This window comes from Litoreibacter sp. GN1-5 (genome assembly GCF_055693805.1).
The window spans coordinates 92,465-112,833 of record NZ_JBVFUP010000002.1; the positions used below are offsets into that span (position 1 = coordinate 92,465).

General features: G+C 55.9%; 14 protein-coding genes. 10 read left to right on the plus strand and 4 right to left on the minus strand.

The annotated features are described in order from the left end of the window. Positions 1-43: 43 nt before the first annotated feature. Complete coding sequence (locus tag ACZ1HF_RS19240; protein WP_472659177.1) at positions 44-2,098, minus strand: ABC transporter substrate-binding protein; 2,055 nt, start codon at positions 2,096-2,098, stop codon at positions 44-46. A gap of 119 nt (positions 2,099-2,217) precedes the next feature. Further along, a complete protein-coding gene (locus ACZ1HF_RS19245) occupies positions 2,218-3,162 on the minus strand; it encodes a phytanoyl-CoA dioxygenase family protein (RefSeq protein WP_472659178.1) in 945 nt (314 codons plus the stop codon). Positions 3,163-3,248: 86 nt separating this feature from the next. Between ACZ1HF_RS19245 and ACZ1HF_RS19250 the strand changes: the two genes are divergently transcribed. The 6 genes from ACZ1HF_RS19250 to ACZ1HF_RS19275 all read left to right on the plus strand — a co-directional run bounded on the left by ACZ1HF_RS19250 (position 3,249) and on the right by ACZ1HF_RS19275 (position 9,898). After that, positions 3,249-4,079, plus strand: a complete 831-nt coding sequence (locus ACZ1HF_RS19250) for a helix-turn-helix domain-containing protein (RefSeq protein WP_472659179.1) — start codon at positions 3,249-3,251, stop codon at positions 4,077-4,079. A 268-nt stretch (positions 4,080-4,347) separates the two neighbouring features. After that, complete coding sequence (locus tag ACZ1HF_RS19255) at positions 4,348-6,480, plus strand: ParB/RepB/Spo0J family partition protein (RefSeq protein WP_472659180.1); 2,133 nt, start codon at positions 4,348-4,350, stop codon at positions 6,478-6,480. A gap of 123 nt (positions 6,481-6,603) precedes the next feature. Next, entirely contained in the window at positions 6,604-7,011 is a 408-nt protein-coding gene (locus tag ACZ1HF_RS19260; protein ID WP_472659181.1) for a DUF3768 domain-containing protein, read from the plus strand. Between the two features lie 121 nt (positions 7,012-7,132). Further along, positions 7,133-7,450 (plus strand): hypothetical protein, encoded by a 318-nt coding sequence (locus ACZ1HF_RS19265; RefSeq protein ID WP_472659182.1) that lies wholly within the window; start codon positions 7,133-7,135, stop codon positions 7,448-7,450. 84 nt (positions 7,451-7,534) lie between these two features. Continuing rightward, entirely contained in the window at positions 7,535-8,113 is a 579-nt protein-coding gene (locus ACZ1HF_RS19270; protein WP_472659183.1) for a hypothetical protein, read from the plus strand. Between the two features lie 129 nt (positions 8,114-8,242). Further along, entirely contained in the window at positions 8,243-9,898 is a 1,656-nt protein-coding gene (locus tag ACZ1HF_RS19275) for an ATP-binding protein (RefSeq protein WP_472659184.1), read from the plus strand. Positions 9,899-9,954: 56 nt separating this feature from the next. On the opposite strand, the gene ACZ1HF_RS19280 is transcribed toward ACZ1HF_RS19275, so the two are convergent. After that, on the minus strand, positions 9,955-11,091 hold the full coding sequence (locus ACZ1HF_RS19280) for an endonuclease/exonuclease/phosphatase family protein (RefSeq protein WP_472659185.1): 1,137 nt from the start codon (positions 11,089-11,091) through the stop codon (positions 9,955-9,957). A 256-nt stretch (positions 11,092-11,347) separates the two neighbouring features. Here ACZ1HF_RS19280 and ACZ1HF_RS19285 point away from each other — a divergent pair, with 256 nt between their 5' ends. From ACZ1HF_RS19285 to ACZ1HF_RS19295, 3 genes are all read left to right on the plus strand, one after another. After that, on the plus strand, positions 11,348-15,715 hold the full coding sequence (locus ACZ1HF_RS19285; RefSeq protein ID WP_472659186.1) for a strawberry notch-like NTP hydrolase domain-containing protein: 4,368 nt from the start codon (positions 11,348-11,350) through the stop codon (positions 15,713-15,715). After that, positions 15,712-16,767, plus strand: coding sequence for a DUF7146 domain-containing protein (locus ACZ1HF_RS19290; RefSeq protein WP_472659187.1), 1,056 nt, complete (start codon positions 15,712-15,714; stop codon positions 16,765-16,767). Before ACZ1HF_RS19285 ends, ACZ1HF_RS19290 begins: the two co-directional genes overlap by 4 nt. Before the next feature lie 320 nt (positions 16,768-17,087). Next, a complete protein-coding gene (locus ACZ1HF_RS19295; protein WP_472659188.1) occupies positions 17,088-18,002 on the plus strand; it encodes a DUF2493 domain-containing protein in 915 nt (304 codons plus the stop codon). 68 nt (positions 18,003-18,070) lie between these two features. On the opposite strand, the gene ACZ1HF_RS19300 is transcribed toward ACZ1HF_RS19295, so the two are convergent. Further along, on the minus strand, positions 18,071-19,351 hold the full coding sequence (locus ACZ1HF_RS19300) for an MFS transporter (protein WP_472659189.1): 1,281 nt from the start codon (positions 19,349-19,351) through the stop codon (positions 18,071-18,073). A 220-nt stretch (positions 19,352-19,571) separates the two neighbouring features. Here ACZ1HF_RS19300 and ACZ1HF_RS19305 point away from each other — a divergent pair, with 220 nt between their 5' ends. Further along, positions 19,572-20,288: an AraC family transcriptional regulator gene (locus ACZ1HF_RS19305; protein ID WP_472659190.1), complete on the plus strand. Its 717-nt coding sequence runs from the start codon at positions 19,572-19,574 to the stop codon at positions 20,286-20,288. The last annotated feature ends 81 nt before the right edge of the window (positions 20,289-20,369 follow it).

Here is a 20,369-nt window from a genome sequence, read left to right on the forward strand (position 1 = left end):
AGTGCCGGCATCCCATGGGAGATCAGATCAGAGTGTGGGAGGCTTAACCCTTGACCGGACCATTACCAATACCAGGCGCGCCCGGCAGCGTGTTTGGAAACAACTCGTGGTCCTGCTGTTTGTCAGCTGGCACGAACTGGCGCTCTCGCATGGAACTGTCCACATCCCAGTTGAACATGAAACCAGGTACGCCTGCCGGATAGTTGGCAAAACGCTTATGGATGATTTCAGCGCCCGGATACTGCGTGAGTCCAACCGTGTAGACGTTGTCAGTGTAGAGCTTCTGATATTTGGTCATAAGCTCAGTGCGCTCCGACAAATCTGACGATGCGATAAATGCATTGACCAGTTCGACCATCTCTTTTTCGAAGGGCAACAATTCGATTTCGTCATTGCTGTTCGCACGGTGATGGATGACCGTCCGTGGTCCAACTGGTGCCAAGGCAGTGGTGTTTTGAACCACGGTAATCAGCTCGGACGAATTCAGACGGTCTATCATCCAGTCAAATGTGCCACCGTCGCGGGTCGCATTAAACGTCGTCCCGCTGTCGAGACTTTGAAGATTGACCTTGATACCTGCGGCTTGCAATTGCGCGACGATACCATCTGCCAGGCTTTTGTCGGTCTGGCGTGTGCCGTTGTAGACAACCGTCAGCTGAATATCCGCGCCGCCCAAAGTTTCAGCTGGGAAGTTGTAGATACCGTTTCCATCACTGTCAGCCAAACCCGCCTTCTCAAAATAGCTTTTGGCGGTCTCAACAGAATGTGGATAATAAACTGTCGACTGTTGATCATAGTACGCGGTGCCGCCGAGGACGCCACCTGGATAGACCGCTGTGAATGGACCTTTGACCAAAGCGTTACCCAAGGCTTGGCGATCAAGTGCGGAACTGATGCCACGACGGAAGTCAGCATTTCGATTAAGCTCACGTACCGCTGCGCCACGCTCGTCCGGGTCACCCCAGCCGGTATTTGAGAGGTTCGGCATCATGGTGTAGCCGATATTGCGCGGACCGAACGCAAGGCGCGCCGGCGCGTCGTCATCAGCCGAGCGTTTCAACGCTTCAACGTAGTTTTCCGGCTGTTCCATATTTGAGTGATCTGCTGAACCAGCAATCGCCTGAACTGTACGGTCTGCCCATGTTGACAGTCTGTAGTGCATTTCGTGGACATAAGGCAGCTGCTGACCGCTCTCATCAACTTTCCAGAAATACGGATTCCGGCGCAAGACAATGATGTCATCCGGGCGATGTTCAACCGGAACCCAGGCGCCCATGACAGGTACATTCATATAGTCAGATGGCAAGCTGTTCTTGAACTGCTCATAAGTGTTGTCAGAATAACTTGGGTGTTGCGGTTTCAGAATGTGCGCCGGACCGGGGCAGAAAGTTCCGTAGCCCATTGTGTAAAGGTAGGTGGTGGGAAATGCCGTCTGGAATTTCCACACAAGTGTATAATCGTCGGCGGCTTCCAGTGTGGTGCCTTCACCAAAACTCTCTTGGGTCGCTGGGATAAGAGACGATACATTCTTATCGAGAATGATGTCATTCCAATAGAACATGACATCTTCCGTGGTAAACGGATTGCCGTCAGACCATTTGGCACCTTCGATAAGTTTCATCGTAAGGGTCTTGCCGTCTTCCGACCACTCCCAACTCTTAGCTAGGTTTGGCAGGGGTTCCAGATCGCTGGCGTCTACTTGAAACAGCGGTGCTTGACGGGTCAGGCATTCAAACATGCCGATATGGATGCCGCCCCAACCTTGGCTTTGTCCCGCAGATTGGTTCCAACCGTCTGGGCGACCGCCGATAACGTGGCGCATGGTATCACCATATTCACCGATGCCATCTGGCATATTGCCTGCTTTGTAGACGAGAGGTTCTTTTGGCAATCGCTCTGCCACAGGTGGTAACTTTCCGGTCTCGACAAACTGCTTGGTGATAAACTCAGGCTCAGAATAAGAGTCCAGTGCGCGGAATTCGAGAATGTCGGACCGCATCACGAAGTTGGGCACGTCCTGCGCATCAAATTGTGGTGGGTCAGGCGGCGTCGTCGGCGCGAGAACCTCAGCGTGAGCAAAGCTGCTCACGGAGCTCATCAGTAGAGCTGCCATTAGAGTAGTCGTTTTTTTATTGTGCATGGTTTCCTCCCGGTTTGCACTTCAATCTTAAGTATTTACGCGATGTGCTTAGCCCTCCTCGGCTAAGCCAAGCGCTATCAGAGCATGTCTTTCAGACTCCAATGATTGCTCCAGCGCGCGTCGATCTCGTCATCGACGTTCTGAAACCGAATATCCGTTGACAGACGCATTCGTCCCTGCGCGCTTTGATTGTTGGTCGATGCATGAATGAAGAACGGACTGTGCAACACGACGTCACCAGCCTCGTAGTCTGCAACAAGCCAGGACGTATCGAATTTCTTGGCCATGTCTGGCAGGTCTTTAGAGATCCAGCCGCCACTAGTCATATTCTGATTAAAGGCACTGATCCGTTCCTCTGGAGACAGCGACTTGTTCTGTTCCGCGAACTCCGCTTCCATCTTTGCGCCGAGCGCGTGGGAGTCTTTCAAATACAAAAGCCCACCCTCTTCCATGGATACATCACCGACGAGAATCCAGGCTGTAACGAGATTGCTGGTCCCTCCTCGCAAATACACAAGGTCGTAGTGAGCAGCCGTCGCAATTTCTGTCTGCGGCCGTGTGAACCGCATGATCTTGCGTTTGTGCAGATAGGACATCCCATCAATGAAGGCGTCCATAAAATGTGTCAGGCGTGGCTGAGCGCAAAAGCCCTCAAATCGGGCTGATCGAACAATCGACATGAGGCGGCGATCAGCGGCAGATTTGTCAAAATCGTCATCGCCCGCAATCCCATCGACCGGGTTTGTGCCAGTCTTTAATAGCCCGGTGTGGGAGAGATTCTGGAAAACCCAGCCTCTAAACTGACACACCTCTTCGGGATCGAGAAGTCCCTTGATCCACACATAACCGGCGTCTTGGTATTTGCTTCTAAGAGCGTCTATGCCCTCATCAAGGTCAGAAGGAACCAGTTGTCCCAAGCGTTCGGGAATGGTTTCAAGTGTTTTGCCGCTTGCTTGGAGTCGCAAACCGTCAATATTGTCTCTGTTGGCTGCCGACATACGGTCAGCGGACGTCTCACTCATTTCTAACATTCCTCCCTAGTGCAGAAATGCTATAGCCAGAAGACCGCTATCGGAATGGACAAAAAGGGAATCTGGACAAATCGCTCATGGAAATATCTGACCCACTTATATATCGAACGGACAACAGGTCAAAAACAGGAACGCTTTCTGTGGTCGGTTTTGGATGCAAAGACGTCTCAACGCAGGTCGTCAAGCGTCGACTGCCAGAAGGCGTTGTCGTCTTTGTTGAGAAAGGAGAAGGGAAGCTTATCAATGGAACCGGACTGGTTCATGATGTAACGGCGCCGTCGCTTATTTGGCTCGTACCAAATGAACTCCACTCCTATGGACCTAAAGAGGGAACGGCGTGGACTGAACGGTGGGCTTTGTTTAATGGTTCCATGATTGAAGAATTCATTGCCAACAAACTCATAGATCCGACCAAACCGGTTGTTGCACTTAGAAACGCCGCTGAAGTTATCTACTCCTTCAACGTTCTGCTCTCAGACATGCTGCGGACAGACACGCTCGGTCGCAATGCGGCCGCCGCAACGGTCTATCGGATTGTTGTTCAATCTGCCTTGCAAGCGAAAGCGAGCAGACAAAAGACGATGGAAGACCAGTTCTCTGAAATTACCAACGCAATTCAGGCTCGGGCGTTTACTGAAATCGACTTCGAAGACCTTGCTAAAGAATTTGGCATCTCAACAGCTACTCTGCGCCGCAAATGCACCGCTGCCCACGGCATGCCTCCCAAGGCGCTTCAACTACAGCTCAGAATTGATCGCGCCAAAGAGCTATTGGCCTTAAGTGACATGACAATCGAAGATGTTTCTGAAGCAATCGGGTATGAAGACTCTTTTTATTTCTCCAGAATTTTTTTCAAACGCGAAAACTGCTCCCCAAGCAATTTTAGAAAACTTCATGCCAGAATCTAAGTTCGTTACAGGCACCTGGCTCATCGGCACAAACCAGTTTCGCAGTCAGCCGGACTAAAAGATACTCCATAGGCATTGCTGACAGTACTATATGCAGCAACAATGGCGCTGGGTTCCGCCAACGAGATGAGGCGGCGGCAGAGGTTCATGATCCGGCCGCGGCGCGCGGCGGCTGACCGTGCTGAGAGGAAGAGGAAGGAAAGCCCGGGTTGCCGGGCTTTGAAGGAGAGAGAGGCTCTCCCGGTCCGGCTCCCAAAGGAGCTTTCCAATGACCAACCCTAAACCCAAATCCGCTGCCAAGACCAAGGCCGGTGGCGCTTCCAGCCTGCCGGAGACCGAGCTGCAGATGATCCCGCTCAACAAGCTGGTGATCAGCCCCAAAAACGTACGCAAGACCCCGGCCAGTGAAGACCAGGACGCCGAACTCTATGCCAGCATCAAAGAGACTGGCCTCAAGCAGAACCTGCTCGTTCACAAGGTGGGTGCAAAGTATCATGTGCATGCGGGTGGACGACGTCTTGCAGCGCTGAACAAGCTGGCCGATGACAAAGTCATCAAACCGACCCATCCTGTCGCCTGTTCCGTGGAAGATCCCGATCAGGCCGAAGACACCTCGGCCGCAGAGAACATGATCCGCGCTGCGATGCATGCAGCCGATCAGTTCGAAGCCTTCGCGGCTCTGCGCAAGAAAGGCCGTACAGAAGACCAGATCGCATCTCAGTTCGGCATCACAACCGATCTCGTGCGCCGGCGTCTCAAACTCGCTTCCGTGTCACCGGAGTTGATGCAGCTCTTCCGCGCCGGTGAGATGTCGCTTGATTGCGTCATGGCCTTTACCCTGACCGATGATCACGCCCGGCAGATCGAAGCCTGGGAGACGGTCAAACAACACTACAACCCCTCGCCGCATTCGATCCGCAACCACCTCACACAGCAATCCTATTCCGGCGCGTCCAAGCTGGCCCTTTTTGTTGGGATCGATGCCTACAAGGAGGCGGGCGGCACGGTCATTGAGGACCTCTTCGCTGAGCGCGATGCGATGCATCTGGAAGATCCAGACCTCTTGGAAAAACTCGCGACCGAAAAACTCCAAGGCCTGGCGGATGAAGCGGGCAAGACGTGGAAATGGGCGGAGGCCTGTCTGGATGTCGACTATGATAGCTTTCGTCCCTATGGCCGGGTCTATCCGCAACCGCTCGATCCCGATCCAGCACTCGTCACAGAGAAGGCCAAGCTGGAAGAACGTCACGCCGTCCTGGAAGCGGATTACGATGAGCAGACGTGGACAGAGGAACTTCAGGAAGAAGAAGACCAGATCTGGAAACGCCTGCGCGAGATCGAGGCGATCGAGGAAGCCAATGTTGCCTATACCGATGATGACTACAAAATCGCCGGATGTATTTTAAGCGTCTCCCATAATGGGGAACCGCGTCTGGAAACCGGTCTGGTACGTCCCGAAGACATTCCGAAGCCTGAAGCCGCACCCTCTGATCAGTCTGATGATAAGACCACCGACGACAGCGATGATGTGGCCGCAACGGGCCCGACCATCGAACTTCCTGCAACGATGCGCCAGCCGGACATCCCGATGAATGCGACGGACGCGGCGCGTAAGGAACAGGGCATACCTCGCGCATTGGCCGACGATCTGCGCGCAACGCGGCATCAGATCATGCGGGCGCATCTGGCGGCAGATTATGCGACAACTTACGACACCATGCTCTATGCCATGGCCCACTCGGCACTTGGCACCTACAGTAGCCAGTCGCCGCTCGATCTGTCACTGCGCCCTGCGACGACAACCGCGTCTCGCGAGACGTTGAAAGACACCGTCGCCGAACGCATGCTGGATGCGCTCAAAGACGGTCTCAATCTGGCGTGGATGGAAGCCAAGGCACCGGAGGATTTCCAACAACTGTCGCAACTTCCTGACGGTGATAAGCAGGCGCTTTTTGCCTGGTGTGCGGCCTATGCCCTGAACCAGCAGCTTTCCAACGACAGCGATGCAAACCCGGTCATCGAGGCGATCGGATCACGTTTGAGTGTCGATGTGGCCGCCTGCTGGCGTCCCGGAGCGGATAATTACTGGGGCCGGGTGAAGAAAGACCATGCGGTTGAGACCGCAAAAACGCTCATCGACGACCGTTGGGCCGATGACAAGTCTGGTTTGCGCAAAGCCGAGATCGCCAAGGCCATGGAGCAAGCCTTCTGCGACACGCCGCAGGAGAGTGCCGGTTTGACCGCTGAAACAGCAGGCAAGACATCCCGTTGGCTGCCAGACGGCATGGCAGTGGGGGGCACTGAAGAGACAGCGGTTTCTCCAAAAGCGGATACGACCGACACAACATCCGGCTCCGAGGAACCCGAGGCCCTGCCCGCCTTCATGGATGACGCGGCTTAACTTCACATTGTTTAGAAAACACTTTGGATCGCCCCCACCCGTCACGAGGTCGGGGGCGATCCTTTCCGTCTGCCGGGAAGATCAGCGCCGAATGGATCGGCCGGTCCGGCAAGGAGAAAGACCATGACCCAAGCACAGCAAACAACCACCGCAGACGTCGCACAGGATGTCACGCACCCTCATACAGCCGCTATCATCGCCAGACAGAATGACGCCTTCCGCACATCCATCGCCGCCTGTCCCAAATCGCCCGAGGTGCCGCCTGGGAAACTTGTCATGACCGCAGGTGTGGCTGCACAAAGCGATGCGTTCCGCGCAACCCTCATTGGTGCATTGATCGCCTTTGATGCCTTTGACGCGGACAGCGATCCTTACGGCCTCCATGAAATGGGCGTGCTCGAAATCGAAGGTGAACGCGTCTGGTTCAAATTTGATTTGTATGACGAAAACTTCGAATACGGCGCCGAAGCCCCCACTGACCCCACCCGGACGCGCCGGGTCCTGACCCTGCTGTTTCCGTCGGAATACTGACGGGCACCAATCTCACAGAACCTTGTCGACCGTCCTCATGCTCGAGGGCGGTTCTTTTCTGCTGACGGGTTTCACATGGGGCCGGATGATCCGGTCCCGCCCGTCACGGAGACCAAGACCCATGGCAAAACCATGCGATTACAAAGTCACGCTTTACCCCGCCCACAAGGATGGCGGCTTCGTCGTCACCAAATACGACATCTTTGGTGGCACCTATCCAAGCAAGGAGATCACCGCCGCCGGCATGGACGATCTGGTCGACCAGGTTACCCATTTCGCGATGGAACATGGGGAGGGCTGCAGCGCGTCCGTCCGTTGCCTTGCCCCGCGCAAGCCGCCCGGTTTCAAGAAAGCGACGGAGAACCTCTATTTCAATCTTCTGAACAAGGAAGAGTTTGAAGCGCAGGAGGCCAGCAAAGCCGCAAACGCCGCTGCCTGACCCCGACCCACCTGCAACCCAGCCGGCAAGGCTCGCCCATCACGGCGGGCCTTTTTCGTTTTTACTGGAAAGAGGAGAAGATCAATGGAGACCCCCATCCACGAAGAAACCTACCGCGAGCACACGATCAAGATCATTCATGATCCAGACCCCGAAAGCCCCCGCGATTATGACACTCTCGGCACGATGAATTGCTGGCACGGTCGCTACAATCTGGGCGACAAACATCATCATGACGATCCGCGCGATCTGTTGATTGAATTGTGCGATCTCGACAGCGACACCGCGCTCTCGATGAACGATCTGTTCGCGCGCACCGAGAACCGCGCCGTCATTCTACCGCTCTACCTCTATGATCACAGCGGCATCACCATGAACACGACGGGGTTTCATTGCCCGTGGGATTCCGGTCAGGTCGGCTACATCTATGTGACGCTGGCCGACATTCGCAAAGAGTACAGCGTCACCCGTGTCTCGCAAAAGCTGCGCAGCAAGATTGCGGATCATCTGCGCCAGGAGGTGCGAACCTACGATCATTACCTAACGGGTAATTGCTATGGCTTCGTCGTCGAAAAGGATGACGACGAGGTTGCATCCTGCTGGGGGTTTTTGGGCGATTATGATGGCTATTGTCTGGCTGAGGCGAAAGCGTCGGTGAATTGACGCCGCCGCGCGGCCTGCTCGGCGGCGCTCCGGCCGCAAAGAGAAAGAGGCGGGTTGGGGAAGGGCAAGCCTTCCCCTTTTAAGAGAGAGTTTCCGGGAAGGCGTCACCCCTTTCAAGGAGCCTTCCCCATGAACGTCCCAACAACCTTCCACGCCTGCGTCGCGGACGACGCAATCTCCAAGGTCTCGCGTCTCTTCAACGCGACCCTTGATGATATCTTCGCCGAGCTGTTTCAAAACGCCCGCCGCGCCGGAGCGACGCAAGTATCGGTCAGCCAGATCGATTATCCAGACCTCGGACCTGTTATCTGTCTGATCGACAACGGGCCCGGTCTTTCTGATCCCAGAGACCTCTTCACACTGGGTCAAAGCGCATGGGATCATGACGTCCAATCCGATGAGGATGCCGCCGGTATGGGCTTCTTCTCGTTGGCTGGTCGCAGGGTCCGCATCATCGCGCAGAAGCAGGACACATCGCAGTCCTGGAGGATTGATGCCGAGCCCGACAGTTTTGGCGGCACACATCCAATCACCTGTACCTCTGGGCCCGCGAACCATGACGGCACGACGATCCTGATCGCCACCAAACCCAATGAGAACTACATCGCGGCCGCCAATCATGCGGCGCGGTATCTGCCGCTCGAGGTCATGGTCGACAACGTCATTATTGAGCGCAAAGACTTCCTCGCCACAGCCGAACACATTGAAGAGTGGAACGGCATCCGCATCGGCATCTACGCGCGCGGGCCAACCGGTTTCCGCAACAATGAAACCGTCAATTTCCACGGCGTGACCCTGCATGGCCGTTTGCCGAGCCTGTCACAGGAGTTCCACCAATCCTACTTTGCGCGACTGGATGTGATGCACTGCGCCGATCTGAAACTGGTTCTGCCCGCCCGCAAGGAGATCGTCGAGAATGACTTCATGGACGCGTTACGCGCCCATATCACCAAGATCTTCTACGAGCTCATCAAGGCGGCAGGACCGCATTCGCTATCGTTTGAGAATTTCAAATGCGCCTCTGAACTGGGCGTCGATCTGCCGCCTGCCGCGATGCGGTTGCGGGCGTTTGAGCCAAGCCATGCCGACAGCGACATGAATAGTCATGGAAACGTCGAACCCATCACAGAAGACGATGTGATCTTCGCCTCCGAAGGGGGCGCAATCGAAGAACAGAACCTCGCCTCCGCACTCTCGAACCAACGTGCCCCTACCAAGCTCTACGATCCTCAATCCGGTTTTGAGGGTTATGATTGGTATGACCAACTGGCGCGCGCATCGGTCAAAGGATATCGCGTCATCGGCGATACCGACACGGTCTGCGTTGAGCCGGGCAAGCGCCACACGCTCACCGAACGGCCGGATCAATTGGAGGTCCATTGCAGCGTCACCGATGGTGCCCACACCGAAGACTGGGTCCTGAAAACAGATTGGTTGATCCTCGGCGAGGATGACTGGGGGTTGGATGATGTCGACATCGCAGTGACCAAATCATCGAAAGCGACCATGCCTGATCTTGTCGACTTCCTGGAGCACGCTTTGTTCAATCCCTCAGACGATAGCGAAGCGGGATCTTACGACCAGCAACAACAATGGTTTCGAGACGAGGCGGAAGACCTGGCCATCAATTTGCTTGAAACCAGCCTGGAGGTTCAGATCAATGCGATCACCCGTGTCATTGATCGTGAACTCTACTGGCTGCGGCGCAGCGATGAGGTGATCATTGTTCGGATTGGCAAGGGCCGGATCGATGTCGAGGGACTGGTAATGCCAGCTGCAGAATAAGGTGAATGCCCGCTCTGCGACGAAAGTGTCTCGCAGAGCGGGCTATTGTGAGTTGTCTAAGCAGAAGCTTCTTTACCGATTTCCTTCAGATAGTGATCAGAGAAGTCGGTATCGATCTCAATCCAGAGCGGATCGTGGTCGGACATCTGCCACGTACGCCACTTTTTGTATCGAGCCTCAGCGTCCTTCGCTTTGTATTTTGGATTCTTCTCCGCGTCTTTTTTCGGTACGTTTGAAGCGTATATCTTCCGGTCTGCCGCGGTGTCTCGGAACACGTCCTTGAACATGTCGAGCATGCCTCCGCCGACGACTTTAAAACGCGGGTCTTTCACGCGCACAGCGATCTGGTCATAGAAGTGCTCGCCTTCGCCGCGAACCTTCTTGCCATCGATCGCAGCCGGCACCTTGAAGCCTTCGCTTTGCAGAGCCTGCATCGTTTTGTGCTCTGGGCTGACCACATTGAAGTCGCCGAGCAAGACATAGTTCTCAACACTACCAAGATTGTCCGTCGTCTGTTTGTTGTCGTCGTCCTGGCGCTTGGCAAAGAACGACATCAACTCTTTGATCTCGGCAATCCTGCGTTTCAATTGTTCGCCAGAGCTTTTCCCGAAATAGATATGTACGGTGCAAAGGCTGAACTTGAACCATCCGGATTGAAAGGCCACGAGAAACGGTGAGCGCGCGAATTGCTGCTTTTTCTCAGTGACAATTGCATTGCCGTCGTCATCCTTCTTTGTCGACGTTGATACGATCAGTTGACCATCAGGGAGAACGATTTCACCAGCAATCTTTCGGAACCATACTTTCTCGGTATTGAACACGAATGCCATGCGTTCCTGATTGCCACCCCGCCCCTCGGTGACGTCCGTTACAATGTAGTCCCATTCGCGCCCAAGGATTTTCATGAGCTTTCGAAGTGGTTCCAGATCCCGATTGACCTCTTGCAGCGCGACCAAATCAAACGCCGAAATCATCTCAGCCAGGTAATAGAATGTTTCTGGCAAGCGCGGGCCAAATTTGAATTTGTTGGAGTCAAAGTCCCGGATGTTCCAGGTCGCAAGCAATAGACTGCTCTCGCTCTTTCTGTCTCTCATCGGACGAAGTGACTTTCTAATTGCAATCAATCTCTCCGAACATCTTTGGCGAGTTGCCTTGTCTCGGATGCGCTTCAACCCAGTATAGTTCAATGCCATAAGTATTAACCTCCTAATCAATTTGGAAAAGCTAGCAGGGAATTGGTTTTTCACCAAGACGAGGCATGTATGCATTGCCGGGGCAAATGTCGTAGGCGGCGATGCAAACAACGGCTGCTAATGCAGCTCTGACGTTTGCTCCGGGATTGGGACCAGAAAGGAAGAGGAGGGTTTTGGGGAAGGGCAAGCCCTCCCCGGTGTCAGAGAGAGTTCTCACGGGGGACGGGCGGCAACCCTTCAACCCCGGAGACCTTCCATGATGCATGTTTCAACTCCCGCGCTGGCTGCGCCGTCACGCGCGGCCGCTTTGCTGGCCGCCGCGACCCAGCTCCTTCCACATTTTGAACAAGGCAACCCCCTCGACCAGACCATCGCTCGCACCGCCATGGAGGCGGCCTTTGGCGGCACCGATGCCGCTGGCGCATGGGTCTGGAAAGACGCCTATGAGGCGGGTGAATGTGCCCAGATCCTGCTGCTGCAAAAATATGGCGCGCTGATGCGCCGCCAATGCGCGACACCGGCCAAGTTCATTGCGATGGTTGAGAAGGTTGCGGGCTTCGCACTTTCACACACCCGCCGCAGCGAGACGTCCCAAAAGCTGCAGCAATTCTCGACACCCCTGCCCCTGGCGGGGATCGTCGCCGAGGCCGCTCAGCTGCGCGCCGACGATGTCGTGCTGGAACCCTCGGCCGGTACCGGTCTGCTCGCCATCTACGCAAAGCTGGCAGAGGCTCAGCTGCATTTCAACGAGATCGATGAAACTCGCGCCGCGCTACTGTCTCTTCTCTTTCCGGAAAGCGCGGTGACACATCATGACGCCGGATCGATTGATGATCGGCTGGATGCCTCCGTTGCCCCCAGCCTCATTCTCATGAACCCGCCCTTCTCGGCCGCACCCGGCGTTGAAGGTCGCTATAAGGCCGCCATGGGTCAGCATGTGCTGTCGGCGCTTGATCGTTTGCAGCCAGATGGGCGTATGGTGGTCGTGTCCGGCTCGAATTTCTCACCTTCAAACGGTGCCTTTCGATCTGCCTTCAAGCGCATCGGCGAGATCGCCTCGATCCGGTTCTCCGCACCGATTGCGGGAAAAGTCTATGCCCGCCATGGCACGACCACAGAGACCCGTCTGACGGTGATCGATAAACGGGCTGGCCTAACGCCCGATCTAAGCGAGGTCTATCACGATCAGGCTGAGAGCTCGCAGGCATTGCTGGAACTTGTGCAGGCCCATTGTCCGGCACGTCTGGTAACGCAGTCGCAGGACGTCGCTTCTAGCCAGACTGCGACCCCTGCCCCATCGATCCAGTCCCTGCGCGACCAAGCGCGTAACCAGGTCCGCGCCGTTGCCGCAGAAAAGGCGCGCCATCCTTTTGATCAGATGGAAGCGGGCGAGATCGCTTATCTCCCAAAAGCCTGGGCTGAGAAATCTACGCGGCTGACCGAAGCCCTTTATGAGGGCTATGAGGTGCAGTCGATTGCCATCGAGGGCGCACATCCCCACCCGACCGCGCTCGTGCAATCGGCTGCCATGGCTTCGGTCGCACCACCCCTGCCCTCTTACCGGCCCAAAATCCGTACATCGCTGATCTCGGATGGTGCGTTATCAGACGCGCAGCTCGAAAGCATCATCTATGCGGGCGAAGCCCATGAACAGCACCTCTCGAGCTGGTTCCGCCATGATGAAGAAGATCAACGCTTGGTTGCCTGCGAAGCCGATTCAGAAGACGGGTTTCAACTGAGGAAGGGCTGGTTTTTGGGCGACGGCACCGGCTGCGGCAAGGGCCGGCAGGTCGCGGGCATCATCCTCGACAATTGGCTGCGGGGGCGCAAACGTGCGGTCTGGGTTTCAAAGTCCGACAAGCTGATCGAGGACGCCATTCGGGACTGGACCGCGATTGGCGGGCGTGCCTCCGACATCGTACCGCTGTCGCGCTTCAAGCAAGGCTCGGACATTCGCCTTGAACAAGGCATACTGTTCGTCACATATGCGACGCTGCGCACGGCCGAACGCCAGCATGGCGATATCCTCAAAGCCTCCCGTCTCGATCAGGTCACAGCCTGGCTTGGCAAAGACTATGATGGTGTAATCGCCTTCGATGAGGCGCATGCCATGGCCAATGCGGCTGGGGAAAAAGGCAAGGAAGGTGGTCGGGGCGACAAACAGGCCTCACAACAGGGTCTGGCCGGTCTGAAACTACAGAACCGCGTGCCCGACGCCTGTGTGCTCTACGTCTCGGCCACTGGGGCCACGATCGTTGGCAATCTCGCCTATGCGTCTCGCTTGGGACTTTGGGGCACGGGAGACTCGCCCTTTGCCACGCGCGAACAGTTCATCGCGGATATGGAAGCGGGGGGGATCGCAGCAATGGAAATCATCTCGCGTGATCTGAAAGCCCTTGGTCTCTATCTGGCCAGATCGTTGTCCTACGAGGGTGTCGAATATGAGATGCTGGTCCATGATCTGACGCGCGCGCAGCGCGACATCTATGACAGCTATGCCGAAGCGTTTCAGGTGATCCACACCAATCTCGAAGCGGCCCTGGAGGCCTCCGGCATCACGGCCGAAGGTGGCACGCTCAATGTGCAGGCGAAGTCTGCGGCGCGCTCGGCCTTTGAAAGCAACAAGCAGCGCTTCTTCAATCATCTGATCACCGCCATGAAATGCCCCACCGTGATCAAATCCATCGAGCGCGATCTGGAAGCCGGGTCGTCGGCTGTCGTACAAATCGTCTCCACAAGCGAGGCGCTGATGGAACGGCGATTGACACAAATCCCGGCATCGGAATGGCATGATCTGCATGTCGACATCACCCCGCGCGAATATGTGCTCGACTATCTGATGCATTCCTTCCCAACCCAACTCTTTGAGCCCTACACCGATGAGGACGGCAATCTCAAATCCCGCCCGGCGTTGGATGCAGACGGCAACCCGATTGAATGCCGCGAGGCCGCACGCAAACGCGATGCCATGGTCGAACGGCTCGGCGCACTGGCCCCCGTGCAAGGCGCGCTCGATCAAATCCTGTGGCATTTCGGGAAGGATCAGGTCGCGGAAGTCACGGGACGGTCGCGACGCATCATCCGCACGCGCGATCAGCGCCTGAAAGTTGAGAACCGGCCAGGCTCTTCCAATATTGGGGAGACACAGGCCTTCATGAATGATGACAAGCGCATATTGATCTTCTCGGATGCGGGAGGCACCGGGCGCTCCTATCATGCTGATCTTGGTGCGAAAAACCAGCGTCTGCGGGTGCATTATCTACTGGAGCCCGGCTGGCGCGCAGACAATGCCATCCAGGGGCTGGGCCGCACCAACCGCACCAATCAGGCACAACCACCGCTGTTCCGACCCTGCGCCACCAACGTCAAAGGCGAAAAGCGGTTTCTGTCGACGATCGCGCGGCGGCTTGACACGCTTGGAGCCATCACCAAGGGTCAGCGCGAGACCGGCGGTCAGAACATGTTCCGTGCCGAGGACAATCTGGAAAGCGCCTATGCCCGCAAAGCCCTGCGCAACTTCTTCTGGGATCTGACCAAGGGCAGGATATCGGCCTGTTCACAAACCCGGTTTGAGGAGATGACGGGTCTGTCACTGATGGACAGCGACGGCACGCTGAAAGAGCAGCTGCCGCCGATCCAGCAATTCCTCAACCGCTGTCTGGCCCTGACCATCGACATGCAGGATGCAATCTTCGAGTGCTTTGGCGGTTTGCTGGCAGCGATCATCGACGATGCGATCGCGGCGGGCACCTATGAGGTCGGATTGGAAACATTGCGGGCTGAGAAGTTCGAGATTATCGACCGCAAGACGATCTTTAAACATGCGGCGACAGCTGCGAAGGCCACAGCGCTGACGGTGGAGCGCACGGATCGCAACCACCCGCTGACACTCGAGAAGGTCAAGGAATTCCGCGCCCGTGGGGGCCATGGGCGGCTCATGCTCAACCGTAAATCTGAACGGGCGGCCGTTCTTGTCCCGACCTCAAGTCTCATGACCGAGGAAGGCGAACCGATCGCACGGGTCGAGTTACTGCGGCCGGTGGCAACCGATCGGATGTTGGAACTCGAGCTTCCCGCATCCCATTGGGAGGAAGTGACGGATTTCGAGTTTGAACGGGCCTGGACCAAAGAGGTCGACGCGGTGCCAGAAACTTCCGTCTCCAAACTGACGCTCATATCGGGCCTGTTGCTGCCGATCTGGGACCGTCTGCCCACCGATAATATGCGCATCTACCGTTTGCAGACCGAAGATGGTGAGCGCGCCATCGGGCGGATGGTGACACAGGATCAATTGGCCAATGTCTATGCTGCACTCGGGCTGGAATGTTCGGTTGAACTCACAGCTGATGAGGTCTTCGACGCGGTCCTCAAACGCGGACAAAGACTGCCGCTCGCGGGCGGTCTGATCCTGCGCCGGTCGCGGGTGATGAGCGAATACCGGCTGGAACTGGTCGGTTACAATGTCGCCGCTTTGGAAAGCTATAAAGCAATGGGATGTTTCACCGAAATCATCTCCTGGGCGACGCGGTTGTTCGTGCCGAGCGAAGACACAAAAGTTGTCGACCAATTGATGGCCCGCCACAAGATCACGGCAGCCGGAGACAAGGAAAGGATTGCGGCATGACCCGGACCGCTAAGAAGTTCGAAAAACTGGACGCGGGCGCGATCTCAAACGGTCTCGCCCGCGGCGCAGAAACCTTCTGTCGGCACTGGTTTCCGGAAGGGCGGCGTGTCGGCAATTACTGGCAGATGGCGGATGTTTCGGGTGCAAAGGGGCGCAGTCTGGTGGTCCGCTTGCAATCCCATGGCGGCAGACAGGCTGGGAAATGGACAGACAATGCCACAGGGGATCATGGCGATCTGCTCGATCTGCTCAAGCATCGTCTGGACCCGGTGGCCTATCCCGATCTTTTGCGGCAAGCCGCAGACTATCTCGGCGACGCGCCTGTGATGCAGGAGAACGAACCAAGCGCTGAACCTCCGGCCGTGGCCTCCAATCGCCAAGCGGCGGCGGGACGCAGATTGTTCTCCTATGGCAAGCCGATCGCGAACACGTTGGCTGACGCCTATCTGCGCGGTCGCGGTATAGCGCGGTTCGGACCGGCCTTGGCGTTTCATTCATCGGTCTATCTCAGAGCCGAGGATGGCACACGGCTCGAAATCCCGGCGTTGCTCGCAGCAATCACGGACAATGCGGGCAAGGTCACAGGATGTTCGCGCATCTTTCTTGATGGACAGACAGGCGGTCTGGCCGACATCGAGGCACCAAAACGTGTGCTGGGACGCCTTCATGGCCACGCAATCCGGTTCGGGAACTGGAAAGGATGTACCGATCTTCTCGCCGGCGAAGGGCTCGAGAACACCCTGTCCGTCGGCACGGCACTGCCAAGAGCGGCTCTGGCCTCCTGCCTGACAGCAAACCATCTCGCAGCGTTCACCTATCCCTCTTCGATCAAGCGCCTCTGGATCGCGCGCGACAATGACGCCGCTGGTGCGCGCGCCGCATCCCGCCTCGCAGATCGTGCAGAAGGCGACGGGATCGAACCGTTCGTCCTGACCCCGGAGCGAGACGACTTCAATCTGGACCTCATGAGAGACGGCATCACAGCGCTGCGTCGACGGCTGGCGGCGCTCATCACGGAACAAGTCACCGAACACGATCTCTGGCCTTCGTGAGGATGTGCCGGAAGAACGCAGGGTTCACGCGCTGGCCTTTTGGCACCGGCGGCAACGCCCTGTTCCGTTTGGATGTCCGGGTCGATGGACCGACAGGTCGGGCGCAGAGGCGCCCTCATCCCACCCGCAACGGCCAGGTCCCGTAAATTTCCCCTGGGCGCGGTGCGCCCATTCCTCGCGAGGCAAATTTCCGCGTCCTGCCCGTCCTTCGCTGCGCTACGGCCCTCTCGGGTGCAGCCGGGCTGCTGACGGTCCTTTCATCGCCCCATCCAAATCGGATCAGGACGAAACCCAAAGCCTTCAAAAAGGACACGAAGCCCATGACCCTTCAATCTTCCACCTTCACACCCACCTCAAGCCCCACAGATGATGTGCTCAGCACACTTGCCCTTTACGGTGCGACACCACCCGAAGACGAGATTGATCACCGCCCTCTGCCACAAGAGGACCAGACCGAGACCGCCATCAGTGCAATGGTCGAGGCGAGCCAGATGCTTCTTGCCGACACACAGCTCGAAGAGGACCTGCAAGAGATGCTCTGGTCCCTCACCAACATCTTTCATCGCCGCCTCAACCGACTGGAGCGCCAGCTCGACGAGAATGAATGCGAACAACGCGACCTGGTGAAGTGCCAGGACGGATCAGAAGTCAAAAGCCTGGAATTGGAACGCAAGATCGACCGCGGACAGAAACTGGTCGAACACCGGGACGCCTATGAGGCGATGCGGGACGCGTCAGCCGCCCATTTCCACACAGAGACCGGATCGATCTGGATGCCAAGATCAGGATCCCGGGTATCGCACAAGAACCTGACGGCCTCGGTGGTCGACAGCCGCAACTTTTTGTCCGCAGAAAAACGCAAGAAGAACGAAATCCACTGTCCCGAAGGCACCCGCATCGCCTTCACAGGCGGCGACTATCAGGATTACGATGCGATCTGGACCATCCTTGACGGCTCGAGAGAGAAATATCCCGACATGATTCTGCTTCACGGCGGCACACCGAACGGAGCCGAATACATCGCGAGCCTCTGGGCAGAGAACCGAGGCGTCACCCAGGTGGTCTTCCGTCCCGATTGGAAGTCACACAACAAAGCAGCCCCCTTCAAGCGCAACGACCTGCTCCTGAAGACCATGCCCAAAGGCATCATTGCCTGCCCCGGCTCCGGTATTCACGAGAACCTCGTCGATAAAGCCCGCAAGCTGGGCATTCCGGTCAAAAGGATTGGGAGCTAGAGCTCCCTTTCAAGCCATTGGTTTATGCGGAGCATGGCAATTCAACCATGCGCAGAGTTTGAAGCCCATTATGCATCATCACCAACGAGAGAGTGGGCTTTCGATGTTGGGAGCTCATGCGGCAAACAAATGACCGCCAACAACATCAACGCTGCAGCACTTGCGAGAATTATGAACAACGTATCGAAACCCCATCTGGCGTAGACGATCGCGATCAATGGTAATGAGACGGCAAGAACTGTGAAGCTGACAACGTAGCGAACGCCATAGATACGAGCACGTGCCTCTCCACTGGCCATTTTTCCAATCATGAAATCGTTGATCGGGATTTGCCCAAAAGCTCCGAGCATAAAGCCCAGTGCGACGACAAGGGCGAGGCCATCGGTCAATCCAGGCATCAGAGAGAAGAATACGATCTGTATCACGGCGACTGCTATAAAGACCTTGCGCGGGCCATGGCGGTCTAGCATCACTCCAACGACCAGCTGTGCTATTGATGCGATAGCGAACACTGCAAATGCAAGTGCACCAATGACCGTTGCTATATCGCCCTCACCAGTGCTTGTCAGACTGCCACCCAAGTTGACTAAATTCTCAGCAAAGTTTTGCAAGCGCTCATCGAACATCTTTGGTAGCGCAAATGTGGTGGATTGAAAAATAATTGATGAAACAGCGGTTGTCAGAAACACAATGGCTGAAACTCGCAGTAGCAGTGCTCGTTGAGATGGTGTCGTAACCATATCTTGCTGGGCCGTGTTGGTGCTGATTAGTGACCCGCTTGATATCGATCCTGCACGAATATTGTCCCATCGCAGGGTCAAATATATCAATCCGATAGCGATTGAGATTATCCCGGGAAGGACAAACGCCATCCGCCATCCGCTATGATCAATCATAAATCCGGTGAGCAACGCCGCGCAGGCCACACCTAAATTACCCCATACTCCGTTCATTGCGATCCGCATGCCTGTATCACGCCACTTGATTGTAACGATTGCCAGCCCGACTGGATGGTAGATTGCAGCGAAAATCCCTATCAAGAACAACCCAAAGCCGATTTGCAAAGGTGAAACTGCAAAGCTCGTGATAATGGCCGACATACCGATACAGATGAAGAATATACACATCATTCCATCTCGGCTCCATTTGTCTGCTATCCAACCTGCGGGCAAAGCAAACACTCCAAAGGCGAAGAACCCGGGTGTGGCGTAGGCTAATAGTTCTGCGTAACCCAGGCCCCACTCCCTATGCAGGGCCAGTGCCGCAACAGAGGCGAAGATCAACATAAATAGATGATCTAAAAAGTGTCCGATGTTAAGCAACAAAAAATGCATCCGATCTCGGGTCATTTAGAAAAACTCTCAGCATTCAAACGTAACTAAATCGGTCGATCCGTAACGTGCGGTTGGTCGTTATTTGCAAATCTACCCTGACCGTTGCACGATGTATTGCCATATATCGTCGAGTTTTTGCCAAAAGAGAGTGCCTGCTATGAGTGCTAAGTCAATCAACTCGCCTAGAAGTACCGAGCCTTCGGACTATCAGAACCTTCAACAACCAATTGGAGCTATGGCGAAGACCTTTACTGATGGAAGCACCATAGCGCTCCATCGACATGACCGGGACCAACTTCTTTACGCGATCAGCGGGGTCATGAGACTTCAAACCAAGCTCGAGGCATCGGTCGTACCGCCCGATCGTGCCGTCTACATTCCTGCCGGTACACTACATTCTGTGAGCATTCATGGCACGGTCGATATGCGCACTCTGTATATTGCGAAAGGGCAGTTTCGCGATATCGCCATTGGAGTTCGCATTATGGCTGTTTCCAATCTTCTGCGCGAGCTGATCCTCGCACTCAGCGAAGAGCCGATCACATATGAATCGGACAGTAGGGGTGATCGCATCGCGAAATTAATCGAGTTGGAGTTGGAACGTGCGAAAGAACTCTCACTCAGCATCCCATTGGCGCGTGATCCTAGATTGCAGCGGATTTGCGCGGCAATTCTCGCAAATCCTGCCGACGATCGAACACTGGGCGATTGGTCCGAATTAGCAGGTGCGTCTCCGCGTACCATCGCGCGACTATTTCAGAGGGACTTGGGAATGAATTTCAATAAATGGCGACAACGCATTCGGTTCCACAACGCACTTGATGATTTGTCACGGGGTAAGTCGATTGCCAAGGTAGCACAGCTTAATGGCTATCGTAGTTCAAGCGCCTTCTCAGCGGCGTTTGTTAGGGAAATGGGAATTGCCCCCTCTAGGGTATCCGAGCACGACTAGAAATCTGACGCGTTATCATCGTGTGAACCGAAAGCTTCTTCCCAGCCCACGGCTGTCATGAGAACCTCGTAGGCAAAGTCC

Excerpts from the sequence above, each read along its gene's own strand:
- ACZ1HF_RS19240 (WP_472659177.1), bottom strand. The coding sequence starts at position 2,098 with ATGAGCTCCGTGAGCAGCTTTGCTCACGCTGAGGTTCTCGCGCCGACG.
- ACZ1HF_RS19245 (WP_472659178.1), bottom strand. The coding sequence starts at position 3,162 with ATGAGTGAGACGTCCGCTGACCGTATGTCGGCAGCCAACAGAGACAAT.
- ACZ1HF_RS19250 (WP_472659179.1), top strand. The coding sequence starts at position 3,249 with ATGGAAATATCTGACCCACTTATATATCGAACGGACAACAGGTCAAAA.
- ACZ1HF_RS19255 (WP_472659180.1), top strand. The coding sequence starts at position 4,348 with ATGACCAACCCTAAACCCAAATCCGCTGCCAAGACCAAGGCCGGTGGC.
- ACZ1HF_RS19260 (WP_472659181.1), top strand. The coding sequence starts at position 6,604 with ATGACCCAAGCACAGCAAACAACCACCGCAGACGTCGCACAGGATGTC.
- ACZ1HF_RS19265 (WP_472659182.1), top strand. The coding sequence starts at position 7,133 with ATGGCAAAACCATGCGATTACAAAGTCACGCTTTACCCCGCCCACAAG.
- ACZ1HF_RS19270 (WP_472659183.1), top strand. The coding sequence starts at position 7,535 with ATGGAGACCCCCATCCACGAAGAAACCTACCGCGAGCACACGATCAAG.
- ACZ1HF_RS19275 (WP_472659184.1), top strand. The coding sequence starts at position 8,243 with ATGAACGTCCCAACAACCTTCCACGCCTGCGTCGCGGACGACGCAATC.
- ACZ1HF_RS19280 (WP_472659185.1), bottom strand. The coding sequence starts at position 11,091 with ATGGCATTGAACTATACTGGGTTGAAGCGCATCCGAGACAAGGCAACT.
- ACZ1HF_RS19285 (WP_472659186.1), top strand. The coding sequence starts at position 11,348 with ATGATGCATGTTTCAACTCCCGCGCTGGCTGCGCCGTCACGCGCGGCC.
- ACZ1HF_RS19290 (WP_472659187.1), top strand. The coding sequence starts at position 15,712 with ATGACCCGGACCGCTAAGAAGTTCGAAAAACTGGACGCGGGCGCGATC.
- ACZ1HF_RS19295 (WP_472659188.1), top strand. The coding sequence starts at position 17,088 with ATGACCCTTCAATCTTCCACCTTCACACCCACCTCAAGCCCCACAGAT.
- ACZ1HF_RS19300 (WP_472659189.1), bottom strand. The coding sequence starts at position 19,351 with ATGACCCGAGATCGGATGCATTTTTTGTTGCTTAACATCGGACACTTT.
- ACZ1HF_RS19305 (WP_472659190.1), top strand. The coding sequence starts at position 19,572 with ATGGCGAAGACCTTTACTGATGGAAGCACCATAGCGCTCCATCGACAT.